The following is an 11595-nucleotide window of genomic DNA, read 5'->3' on the forward strand; positions in this document are numbered from 1 at the left end:
CTCGGCTCAGAGCATCGCCATCCCGCCGTTCACATGCAAGGTCTGACCCGTGACATAGGCCGCTTCCTTGCTGGCGAGATAGACTACGGCCGCGCCGATATCCTCGCCCTCGCCCAGCTTTCCGGCAGGAATGCGGCCGAGCAGCGCCTCCTTCTGCGCATCCGGCAGAACGTCCGTCATGGCCGACCGGATGAAGCCGGGCGCGACGCAGTTGACGGTGATGTTGCGGCTGGCCAGTTCCTGCGCCAGCGCCTTCGACATGCCGACCAAGCCGGCCTTGGACGCGGCATAGTTCGCCTGGCCCGGATTGCCGGTGGCGCCGACTACCGATGTAATCGAAATCATGCGGCCGAAGCGGGCCTTCATCATCGGCTTGGCGGCGGCGCGCATCAGGCGGAATGCGGCTTCCAGATTCACCTGGATCACCTGCTCCCACTCTTCATCCTTCATCCGCATCGCCAGGTTGTCGCGGGTGACGCCGGCATTGTTGACGAGGATGTCGAGCTTGCCGCCCAGCGCTTCCACCGCCTGCGGCACCAGCGCGTCGACCGCGGCGCGATCGGAAAGGTTGCAGGTCAGCGCGACATGCTCACCGCCCAGGCCGGCGCGGAACGCCTCCAGCTTCTCCGCATTGGACCCCGAAACCGCCAGCGTCGCCCCCTGCGCCGCCAACGCCTTGGCGATCGCCGAACCGATACCGCCCGAAGCGCCGGTTACCAACGCGGTCATGCCTGTGAGATCGAACATGTTCATCCTATCAATCAAGAAGAAGAAAGGGATTGGTTCACGCGGAGGCGCGAAGTCGCGGAGGGATGATGGTCATTCACCACACGTTTCAGCCCCTCTTTCAGGGTCTCGCCTCCAAAATTCAACAGCAGCCCTACGGGCTGCTTCATCAAGCGGAGATAGGTCAGAAGCTGCTTGCTGTGGACGGGAATCAACCGCTCGACCGATTTGATCTCGACGATCAATCGATCTTCCACGAGCAGATCGATGCGAAACGCGCCTTCGAACGATATGTCCTCGAACTCGATGTCCACGGCGCGCTGACGGTCGACCACATATCCCATCCTTGCCAGCTTGCTGGCAAGAATCGCCTCATACACACTCTCCAGAAGACCGGGACCCAACTCCCGATGCACGCGGATTGCCACGTCGATCACATCGCCACTGATCTGGTCGATATCCATCAAGAACCAACCCTCCGCGTCTCCGCGCCTCCGCGTGAACCACTCTTGTCTTCTTAAAGCACCTTAATCAGCGCCTCGATGTCGTCCATCGTCACCACGCTGGTCACGCTCGCATCGGGGCTGATCCGCTTGACCATGCCGCCGAGCACCTTGCCGCCCAGCTCGACGAAATCATGGACGCCCGCATCGAACATCGCCGAAACCGACTCGCGCCAGCGGACCATGCCCGTCACCTGCTCCACCAGCAGCGTGCGGATCGTCGCCGGATCGGCGACCGGCGCGGCGGTGACGTTGGCGTAGACCGGCACCAGCGGCGCCCGGATCGCCACCGCTGCCAGTGCCGCTTCCATCGCATCGGCGGCGGGCTGCATCAGCGGGCAGTGGAACGGAGCCGACACCGGCAGCAGCAGCGCGCGCTTGGCGCCGTGATCCTTGGCGATCGCCACCGCCCGCTCGATCGCGCCGCGCGCACCCGAAATCACCACCTGAGTCGGGTCATTGTCATTCGCGACCGTGCAGACCTCGCCCTCCGCGGCCGCATCGGCGATCGCTTGCGCCTTGGTGAGGTCAGCACCGAGCAGCGCAGCCATCGCCCCCTCGCCCACCGGAACCGCTGACTGCATGGCATCGCCGCGCTTGCGTAGCAGCCGCGCCGTCGTGGGAAGATCGAGCGCACCCACCGCGCACAGTGCCGTATATTCGCCCAGCGAATGGCCCGCGACGAAGTCGGCCTTGTCGGTCAGGCGAATGCCGCCTTCCTTCTCCAGCACCCGCAGCACCGCAATGGCATTGGCCATGATCGCCGGCTGGGCATTGGCGGTGAGCGTCAGGTCGCTTTCCGGCCCTTCGCACATCAGCTTGAAAAGATGCTGGCCCAGCGCCTCGTCGACTTCCTGAAACACCTCGCGCGCGGCGGGGCTCGCTTCGGCGAGCGCCTTGCCCATGCCGACGGCCTGGCTGCCCTGGCCGGGAAAAATGAAAGCGCGCATAGCTGTCTCCTCCTGCGCAAGCGCGTTGATGGGCGAGCGCGTTACGGCGAGACCCGGTACCGATGCAAGTCTCGGCCGCCCCGTTCGCGCTGCCTGGTCAAGCGATGGACCGGCAAACGCGTTCAAGCGCCCCCAAAGGCCGTTCGTATCAAATTGAGCCATGCGCCCAATTCGAGACAATTTACTGAAATTGTTAGGTTTGCAGTCAGCAGATGCGCGCCCTACGCTTTTCTTTACAGCAAGTACGATCAGTGAGTATGCCCAGCAATGAAGTTCAAGACATTTCTCGCCGCGGCGGCGATCACAGCCGCCGCCACCCCCTGCGTCGCGAACGCTGCGGTCATCGTGCCGACGAAATGCACCTCGGTTGCTTCGTCGAGCGGCTGCCTGTTCCTCGGCAACATCAACGGGAACTCGAACCCTCTCAATATCAACGGCTACGTCAATGCGCAGCTGGTCTATAACCTGTACAACAATTTCGCGCCCACGGCGCAGCCCAACATCACGCTGAACTACCTGTTCGATACAACGACAACCGCCGGCCTCATCACCGGGGCCGGATCTTCGTCGGGCACATGGACGACGCCGGGCTATGCGATCGACTATATGGCCATCAAAGCGGGCAACTACTTCTCGCTCTACAAGATCGCCGATCTGAGCAGCGGCAGCTGGAGTACGCGCGACATTCCTTATAACCGCAATCCGCGCGACGTTTCGCACATCGTGTTCTTCGGCACGGCATTGCCGACCGGTGTGCCGGAGCCGGCCAGCTGGGGCATGATGATCGCCGGTGCGGGCATGGCCGGCGCTGCGCTTCGCCGTCGACGGAGCCGCCAGGTTCGCTTCGCGGCGGCCTGATAGCCCTTGCATCCCGCCCCCGTTTTGCAGTAGGGGCACGCGATCGGAGCGGAGCAGCAATGCGCCCGCTCCGTTTGCTTTATCGAGACGACAGCCGGAGGGGCGCCGCACGGGGCGGCGTCAGCGATCGGCCAACAGGAAGAGAATATATGGCTCTTTACGAGCATGTGTTCCTTGCGCGCCAGGATCTGGCACAGGCGCAAGTGGACGCTCTGGCGGAAGCCGCCACCAAGATCGTCGAAGACAATCAGGGCAAGGTCGTGAAGACCGAAACCTGGGGTCTCCGCAGCCTCGCCTATCGCATCGCGAAGAACCGCAAGGCGCACTATGTCATGCTCGAGATCGACGCGCCGGCCGGCGTGGTCGCCGAGCTGGAGCGCCAGACGCAGATCAACGAAGACGTGATTCGCTACATGACCGTCAAGGTTGACGGCCACGAGCAGGGTCCTTCGGTGATGATGCGCAAGGGTGACCGCGAGCGTCGTGGTCGTCGCGAGCGCGACGGCGGTTTCGACGGCGAATAAGGAGCGATAGACCATGGCACGACCGTTTTTCCGCCGCCGCAAGAGCTGCCCCTTCTCCGCGAAGGACGCGCCCCGGATCGATTACAAGGACGTCCGCCTGCTGCAGGGCTTCGTCTCCGAGCGCGGCAAGATCGTCCCCTCGCGCATCACTTCGGTGAGCGCGAAGAAGCAGCGCGAACTGGCCCAGGCCATCAAGCGCGCCCGTCACCTGGGCCTGCTGCCCTACATCGTGAAGTAAGGAGCGGATCCCATGGAAGTCATTCTGCTCGAACGAGTCGAGAAGCTCGGCCACATCGGCGACGTGGTGAAGGTGAAGGACGGCTTTGCCCGTAACTTCCTGCTGCCGCGCAAGAAGGCGCTCCGCGCCAACGAAGCGAACCGCAAGGTTTTCGAAGCCAATCGCGAACGCATCGAGGCCGAAAACGCTTCGCGTCGCGTCGATGCCGAGAAGGAAGCCAAGACGCTCGAGGGCGCTTCGGTTACCCTGATCCGCCAGGCGTCGAACACCGGCCAGCTCTATGGCTCGGTCGCCGTGCGCGATCTGGTCGACGCGCTGGTTGCCGACGGTCACAAGGTGAACAAGTCGCAGGTCGTTCTCGACCGCCCGATCAAGGCGATCGGCCTCTATGAGGTCAAGGTCGCGCTGCACCCGGAAGTTCCGGTGATGATCAAGGTGAACGTCGCGCGTTCGCCGGAAGAGGCCGAGATGCAGGCCCAGGGCGTCGACGTCATGGCTGCAATGTTCGAACGCGAAGAAGCCGGCTTCACCGAGGATTACGATCCCAACGCCGAGCCGGGCGAAATCGCTACCGAAGCTCCCGCGGAAGACGCGCAGGGCTAAGCGAAGCGGCATAGTTCAAGGCAAAGGGCCGTACCGAGCGATCGGTGCGGCCCTTTCCTTTTGGCACCGGCCCAGGCGCGCACCGCTCGCCCGCGTCATAAAGAACCCGTAAAATCCGTGGAACGGCCATTCGGTGCCGCCTACAGCGCCGCACCCGAATCCGTCGGGCCACGGAGACATGCAGTGGAACAACCAGGCAGCGCAGAGCCATCGGCCGCGCACACGCCTCAGGACGGGCCTAGTGCGTTGGCGATCGGCGCCATCGGCGTCGTTTTCGGCGATATCGGCACGTCCCCGCTCTATTCGCTCAAAGAGAGTTTCGTCGGCCATCACCCGCTGGCTGTCGACGCCGCTCATATCTACGGCGTGCTGTCGCTGATCTTCTGGACGATGACGCTGATCGTCACCGTCAAATATGTCGCGTTGATCCTGCGCGCCGACAACAAGGGCGAAGGCGGCAGCCTTGCCTTGCTCGCGTTGATCATGCGCAAGATGGGCCCGACACGCTGGAGCGCCGCCATCACGACCATGGGCGTGTTCGCCACGGCGCTGTTCTATGGCGACGCGATCATCACGCCGGCGATTTCGGTGCTGTCCGCGGTGGAGGGGATCACGACTATCCAGCAAGGGCTCACGCCGCTCGTCCTTCCCGTCACGATCGCCATCCTGGTGGCGCTGTTCGCCATCCAGGCGCGGGGCACGGCGAGCGTGGGCAAGCTGTTCGGCCCGATCATGCTCGTCTATTTCCTGGTGCTCGCCCTTCTCGGCCTTCGCGGGATCGCGGCGGCGCCCGAAATCCTGTGGGCGCTTAATCCTTGGTACGCGGTGCAGTTCTTCGCGTTGGATCCGGCGCTCGGCTTCCTCGCGCTTGGCTCGGTGGTCCTCGCCGTCACCGGAGCGGAAGCGCTGTACGCCGACATGGGGCATTTCGGTCGGCGCGCGATCATGGTTTCCTGGCTCTACATTGCCTTCCCGTGCCTGCTGCTCAACTATCTCGGCCAATCGGCGCTGATCCTGCGCAATCCTGAAATGATCGAGAATCCCTTCTTCCTGATGGCGCCCGATTGGGCTCGACTGCCGCTCGTCCTCCTCGCCACAATGGCGACGGTGATCGCCAGCCAGGCCGTGATTTCGGGTGCCTTCTCGATCTCGCAACAGGCGGTACAGCTCGGCTTCCTGCCGCGGCTGCGGATTCTCCACACCAGCGCCAAGGCAGCGGGCCAGATCTACATCCCCCTGGTCAACTGGAGCCTGCTGGTTCTCGTGGTGCTGCTCACGCTCGGCTTCCGCAGCTCGAGCAACCTCGCCTCCGCCTATGGCATCGCGGTCACCGGCACGATGTTCATCACCGCCTGCATGCTGGGCGTACTCACCTTCGCGGTCTGGAAATGGCATCCGCTGCTCGCCGGACTCGTCACCGGCGCGTTCCTGCTGATCGACGGGGCGTACTTCGCTTCCAATGCGACCAAAATCCCGGATGGCGGCTGGTTTCCGCTGCTGGTGGCGGCAATCGCCTTCGTGCTGCTGACCACCTGGGCGCGCGGCCGCGCGCTGGTGTTGGGGCGGTTGTCGGAGGGGGCGATGCCGGTGTCGCTGTTTATACGGTCTGCCGCGCAATCGGCGGCGCGTGTGAAAGGCACGGCGGTGTTTCTCACCTCCGCACCGGACAGCATCCCGCCGGCGTTGCTGCACAACCTGAAGCACAACAAGGTTCTGCACGAACGCATCATCTTGCTGACGGTCGCGATCGAGCAGGTGCCGCACGTGCGGGCGGCGGAATGCATATCGACCGAGGTGCTGGGCGAGGGCTTCTATCGTGTCCTGCTCCACTATGGCTTCATGGACGAGGTGGACGTTCCGTCCGCGCTCCGCGCCACGCGCGGCTGCGGGGCGCCGTTCCAGCCGATGGAAACCAGCTACTTCCTCGCCCGCCAGACCCTGCTGCCTTCGTCGCGCCCGGGCATGGCGATCTGGCGCGAGAAGATCTTCGCCTGGATGGTGCGCAATGCCGAAAGCGCGATGGAGTTCTTCAAGCTGCCGACCAACCGGGTCGTGGAGCTGGGCAGCCAGCTGGAGATCTGACGCAAAAAAAGGGGCGGCTCGCCAGGGAGCCGCCCTTCAGTCTTCGGGGTGTGCTTCTCTCAGCGGGCCAGCGTGGCCATCTTGCCGGTGGCGCCTTCCAGCTCCACGGGCGATCCGCCTGCGCGACGCCGCTGCAGCCAGTCCTTGAGCAGTTCCGCACAGCTATGGTCGACGGCCTGGAGCTGCGACACGTCCAGCCGCACCGGCGCGCCGCCCGGCACCGACTCAAGCCGGTCGGAAAGCTTGGGCAGCGTGACGAATGTGGCCGATCCTTGCAGTGCGATCGTGTGCGAACCCGCCACTTCGCTCTGGTTCACCTTGAGCCGCAGGCGGCGGAGGTTCGGAACCAGCTCGAGCAGCGAAAGCGCGATGCCCACCAGCACACCGGTCAGCAGGTCCTCGGTCACCACCAGCAGGCAGGTCACCGCCCAGATCGCCGCCGGCAACACGCCATAGTGCGAGAAAAGGTGGCGAACATGCTTCAGGTTGACCAGCTTGACACCGGTGACGACCAGCACGGCGCCCAGCGCGGCCATCGGGATTTCGCGCAGCAGCCACGGCAGCAGCGCGACGAAGCCGAGAATCCACGCGCCGTGCATCACCGCGGACCAGCGAGTCTGCGCGCCCGCCTGCACATTGGCCGAGCTGCGCACGATCACGCCGGTCATCGGCAGCGCACCGGCAAAACCGCAAAGCAGGTTGCCGATACCCTGGGCACGCAGTTCCTTGTTGTAGTTGGTGCGCACGCCATCATGCATCCGGTCCACCGCGGCAGCCGAAAGCAGCGTTTCCGCGCTGGCGATGAACGCAAGCGCGATCGCGGCGGTAATGACGGTCGGGTCCAGCCAGCGCGCGAAGAAGCCGGTTTCGGGCAGCGCTATCGCGGACACGATGTTCGAGGGCACGCTGACGCGGGTCACGTCGAGCGCCAGGGTGAACGCGACCAGCGTCGCCGCCACCACGCCCACCAATGCGCCCGGGATCAGCTTCACCGCCGCCGGCTTGAACTTGTCCCAGCCTACCATCGTCGCGATGGTCAGCAGGCCCAGCCCGAGCGCCATTTCGGCGGATTCGATGCTGGACGACAGGCCGAGCAGCCGTCCCGGCATCGCCGCGAGGTTCTCCAGCCCGCTCGACAGCGGCTTGGCGTCGAACAGCACGTGATATTGGCCGACCACGATCAGCACGCCGATGCCGGCGAGCATGCCGTGCACCACCGCCGGCGAGATCGCGCGGAACCAGCCGCCGACGCGCAGCACGCCGGCGATCACCTGGATCAGACCGGCGAGGATAAGGATGGGCCCGAGCGCGGAGAGGCCCTGTTCGCGCACGAGTTCGAACACGATCACGGCCAGGCCGGCCGCCGGGCCGCTCACCTGCAGCGGCGAACCGGCGATTATGCCGACCACCAGGCCGCCGATGATGCCGGTTACCAGGCCCTTTTCGGGCGGAACGCCGGAGGCGATCGCGATGCCCATGCAGAGCGGCATCGCCACCAGGAACACGACGATCGACGCCGTGAAATCGCGAACGAAGCTCTTGGGCTTGTCCGCAACGGGAGCGGAGGTCATTCCGCGGCCTCCGGAAGCGCGACGTCGCTCGCGAGCCGCTGGCCTGCCGGCAGCGCGACGGGCATGCGATCTTCACGGATCGGCACGAAGCGGCCGGTTTCGCCGTCCAGGCCAAGCACGATGCCGGCCGCGATATCGACGAACCAGCCATGCAGCGCGATTTCGCCGCGCGCGATGCCCGCCGCGACCGACGGATGGGTACGAAGATGCGCAAGCTGCACGACGACGTTTTCCATCGCCGCGGTGCGCACCGCATCGGCATTGCCCAGGTTGCTGTAGCCGCCGTCTACCACGCACTTGGCGGCGTGGCTGTGCCGCAGCCATGCGGCGACGTTCGGCATGCCTTCCAGCATTTCCGGCTTCATCAGCGCCTTCATGGCGCCGCAGTCCGAATGGCCACAGACGATGATGTCGCGGACGCCCAGCGCAGCGACAGCATATTCCACGGTCGAGGAAACGCCGCCATTCTGGGTGGCGAAGGGCGGCACGATGTTGCCGGCGTTACGGCAGACGAACAGGTCGCCCGGCTGCGCCTGGATGATATGTTCCGGCACCACGCGCGAGTCGGCACAAGAGATCATGAGTGCCTTGGGGCTCTGCCCGTTGGCGGCGAGGTTCGAATAGAGTGCGCTCTGGTTCGGGAAGACCTGCTTCTCGAAATCCACCACGCGTCCGATCACTTCGTTCACGGCTAGCTCCTGGGTTCCGGCCCGCGGCGCAGGCACTTCTTCAGGAATCCAAACTAAGCCTGTGGGGTTGCTGCACTGCGGCGCGTTCGTAAGGAAATATTGCTAGGGGTGAACCCGTCGCGTGGGAGGAAGATTTCGGCGCACAATCCGCCGTCCTCGCGGTTGAAGAGGCGGAATCGCCCCCCCTCCAGCTCGGTCGCCCGCGCAACGATTGAAAGGCCCAGGCCGAATCCGACGGTGTCGCGCGACCGCGCCGTATCTAGCCGGACGAAAGGCTGCGTTACGCGCTCCAGATCCTCTACCGGGATGCCCGGGCCATGATCTTCCACGCGCAGCGCGACGCCGTCTTCGCCCGGCACCAGCCGGATGCATGCCTGCCCCGCATAATGCACGGCATTGTCGACCAGGTTGTTCAGCGCACGCTTCATCATCAGCGGCCGCAGCACATGCTCGAAATGGGTCGGCCCGTCATATTCCACGTCGCGGCCGCGATCGTCATTGTCGTCCGCGATCGTCGCGCACAGAACGGCCAGGTCGACTCGGGCGGGCTTCTCCTCGTCTCCCTCGCCGCCCAGAAAAGCGAGCAACGATGCAATCATCGCCTCCATCTCGCCGATATCGGCGTCGATCGCGGCGTGCACGTCCGGATCGGCAACTCCGTCAACGCGCAGCCGCAGCCGCGCCAGCGGCGTCCGCATGTCGTGCCCCACCGCGGCCAGCGCCTGGGTGCGATCGGCGATCAGCCGCTGGATGCGCGCTTGCATGCGGTTGAACGCATTGATCACCCGGCGCAGTTCGCGCGGCCCTTCCTCCGGCACTTCCTGGATGCCGGCCATGCCGACCATGTCGGCCGCCTCCGCCAGGCGGCGCATCGGCAGCAACATGCGGCGCACCAGCACGCCGCTGATCAGGATCAGGGCCAGCGCGGGAGCAAGCGCGAGCAGGATTCGCGCCGATCCCAGGTCCGCCTGGTGCACCTGTTCGCGCGTTCGGAAATACAGCCAGCTCCTGTCCGGCAGCATCAGCGCGCCGACGATCAGCGCGTGCCGGCCTTGCGAGGTGAGCCGCAGCCGCAAGTCCGCGGCGGCCAGGCTGGGCTCCCACAGCAGCACCTGCTCATAGATGCGATCCAGCTCGGGCTGGGTCCGCAGCGCCGGCGGCAATGTCGGCATCCACTGGATCTCGTACCGCGACGTCGTAAGCTCTGCGGCAAACTCCGGCCGGCGCGACGGAACTTGCTCGACGAGCAACTTGCGCGCGATCACGAGATGCTCGGCCAATCGCCGCGCTTCGTCATCGCGCACGGAGAATTGGCTCGCCCGCTCGTACAACAGCGTCGATACGCCGAATTCGACCAGAATGGTGAGCAGCAGGACGGCGAAGATCCGTCCGACAAGGCCCGTGGGTGTCTTGAGCAACGCCCTCAAGCGCGCGTCACAGGCACGTTGAGCGTATATCCCACACCGCGCACCGTCACGATCGGCGCGGCATGGCCCGCATCGGACAGTTTCCGCCGCAATCGGCTCACCAGCACGTCGATGCTTCGGTCGGAGCTGTCGCCCAGCCGCGTGCGCGAAAGCTCGATCAACCGCTCGCGCGAGATCACTCGCCCGGCATGATCGCACAGCGTCACCAGCAGATCGAACTCGGCGCCGGTCAGGTCGACGACGGCGCCGGTGGGCGACATCAGCTCCCGTCGCGGCAGGTTCACGGTCCAGCCTTCGAACTGGATCAGCCCGGCCGGCCTTTCGCTGGGATCCCGCTCGCTGCCGCCACGGCGCAGAACGGCGCGCACGCGCGCCACCAGTTCCCGCGTGCCGAACGGCTTGGGCAGATAATCGTCGGCGCCCAGTTCCAGGCCGACGACGCGATCGGTTTCGCTGCCCTTGGCGGAAATGAAGATGATCGGGACCGAGCTCTTCTGCCGGATTGCGCGGCACAGATCGATGCCGCTGGTGCCCGGCAGCATCACGTCAAGCAGCACGAGATCGATCGGGCCGTTCTCCAGCGCCAGCCACATTTCCGGCGCGGAAGAGGCGGGTCGGACGGTATAGCCATGCTCCTGCAGGGCGCGCGCCGTCAGCGTCCGCAGCTGGGGATCATCCTCAACCAACACGATGGTCGGCAGCGTCAGCGGGGGTTCACTCGCAAACATCGGGCCGCAAATTAGGTACTCCAATGCCGCCGGTCAACGCGGCTGCACAGATTTGCATGCGCGGACATGCGATGTGGCGATCCCGCGAACGAGGCCATGTCGATGGTGACAGATCCGCTGCAGTCGCGGCTGCAAGTAGAACCGCGGCCACCAGAAATACGACTTTTGCGAAGAATACCGGACCTTTACCGGAACGACGTTTTTCGTTCAGCGTGCGGGCGCGAGAACATGGCGATGCTGCAGAAACTTATCCGTCACGCCGCAAAACGACCTCCCAGGGATGATGTCGAAGCCGCGATGGCGGCGTTGCTCGATCGCGCTCCACGGCCACATCGCCGCGCGCCCGAAACCGCGCGACGGTATCGGCAGCCTAACCTCCGCCCGGGGTCTGGCGCGGCAACGATCACGCCGCTACAGCGCGTGCGGGGGTTTCACCTCCACCAACCGTATCGGTGCCCAACGGGCTTGATAGGGAATGCGGTGCGGGCGTGCCCAATGCCGCAGCTGCCCCTGCAACTGTAAGCGGCGAGCGATCGGCCCGGTTGCCATTGGAAGCGATTCCGAGAAGGTGGGCCGATCCGCGATGACCCGCAAGCCAGGAGACCTGCCGATATGGGTCGCTCGTCTCAGGTCCAGGGTGTGGCCAGAGTGCGGCTCGCAGGTCCGTTCGAGCGACAAACGCCGGTGACGTCGGGT

Annotated in this window: 12 protein-coding genes and 1 riboswitch; of the genes, 5 read left to right on the plus strand and 7 right to left on the minus strand. The window is 65.0% G+C overall.

Annotated features, from left to right (window positions below):
- Positions 1-6 precede the first annotated feature (6 nt).
- From fabG to fabD, 3 genes are read right to left on the minus strand one after another with little or no spacing between them, the layout of a single operon-like run.
- A complete protein-coding gene (gene fabG, locus B215_RS0113205; protein WP_026009233.1) occupies positions 7-747 on the minus strand; it encodes a 3-oxoacyl-[acyl-carrier-protein] reductase in 741 nt (246 codons plus the stop codon).
- Between the two features lie 14 nt (positions 748-761).
- Positions 762-1190 (minus strand): GxxExxY protein, encoded by a 429-nt coding sequence (locus B215_RS0113210; protein ID WP_019370120.1) that lies wholly within the window; start codon positions 1188-1190, stop codon positions 762-764.
- A 53-nt stretch (positions 1191-1243) separates the two neighbouring features.
- Positions 1244-2179, minus strand: a complete 936-nt coding sequence (gene fabD / locus B215_RS0113215) for an ACP S-malonyltransferase (RefSeq protein ID WP_019370121.1) — start codon at positions 2177-2179, stop codon at positions 1244-1246.
- 267 nt (positions 2180-2446) lie between these two features.
- Here fabD and B215_RS21835 point away from each other — a divergent pair, with 267 nt between their 5' ends.
- The 5 genes from B215_RS21835 (at position 2447) to B215_RS0113240 (ending at position 6484) form a co-directional block, all read left to right on the plus strand.
- The gene (locus tag B215_RS21835) at positions 2447-3037 is read left to right on the plus strand and encodes a PEPxxWA-CTERM sorting domain-containing protein (RefSeq protein WP_019370122.1); all 591 of its coding nucleotides are present in this window, start codon (positions 2447-2449) and stop codon (positions 3035-3037) included.
- A gap of 149 nt (positions 3038-3186) precedes the next feature.
- Positions 3187-3561: a 30S ribosomal protein S6 gene (gene rpsF / locus B215_RS0113225; protein WP_019370123.1), complete on the plus strand. Its 375-nt coding sequence runs from the start codon at positions 3187-3189 to the stop codon at positions 3559-3561.
- Positions 3562-3574: 13 nt separating this feature from the next.
- Entirely contained in the window at positions 3575-3799 is a 225-nt protein-coding gene (rpsR, locus tag B215_RS0113230; RefSeq protein ID WP_010543816.1) for a 30S ribosomal protein S18, read from the plus strand.
- 12 nt (positions 3800-3811) lie between these two features.
- The gene (rplI, locus tag B215_RS0113235) at positions 3812-4402 is read left to right on the plus strand and encodes a 50S ribosomal protein L9 (protein WP_019370124.1); all 591 of its coding nucleotides are present in this window, start codon (positions 3812-3814) and stop codon (positions 4400-4402) included.
- Positions 4403-4585: 183 nt separating this feature from the next.
- Entirely contained in the window at positions 4586-6484 is a 1899-nt protein-coding gene (locus B215_RS0113240; RefSeq protein ID WP_050990180.1) for a potassium transporter Kup, read from the plus strand.
- A 59-nt stretch (positions 6485-6543) separates the two neighbouring features.
- Here the strand turns inward: B215_RS0113240 and B215_RS0113245 are convergent, their stop codons facing one another.
- The 4 genes from B215_RS0113245 to B215_RS0113260 are packed head-to-tail and all read right to left on the minus strand — an operon-like array spanning position 6544 to position 10878.
- Positions 6544-8055 carry a SulP family inorganic anion transporter gene (locus tag B215_RS0113245; protein WP_019370126.1) on the minus strand — a complete coding sequence of 504 codons (1512 nt, stop codon included), beginning with the start codon at positions 8053-8055 and terminating at the stop codon, positions 6544-6546.
- Positions 8052-8744: a carbonic anhydrase gene (locus B215_RS0113250; RefSeq protein ID WP_026009234.1), complete on the minus strand. Its 693-nt coding sequence runs from the start codon at positions 8742-8744 to the stop codon at positions 8052-8054. Before B215_RS0113250 ends, B215_RS0113245 begins: the two co-directional genes overlap by 4 nt.
- Positions 8745-8797: 53 nt before the next feature.
- Positions 8798-10162, minus strand: a complete 1365-nt coding sequence (locus B215_RS0113255; protein WP_019370128.1) for an ATP-binding protein — start codon at positions 10160-10162, stop codon at positions 8798-8800.
- Between the two features lie 5 nt (positions 10163-10167).
- Positions 10168-10878 carry a response regulator gene (locus B215_RS0113260; protein WP_026009235.1) on the minus strand — a complete coding sequence of 237 codons (711 nt, stop codon included), beginning with the start codon at positions 10876-10878 and terminating at the stop codon, positions 10168-10170.
- 454 nt (positions 10879-11332) lie between these two features.
- Positions 11333-11525, plus strand: a riboswitch (cobalamin riboswitch).
- The last annotated feature ends 70 nt before the right edge of the window (positions 11526-11595 follow it).

Origin of the sequence: Sphingomonas sp. ATCC 31555, from assembly GCF_000282895.1 — a bacterium.
Lineage (GTDB): Bacteria > Pseudomonadota > Alphaproteobacteria > Sphingomonadales > Sphingomonadaceae > Sphingomonas.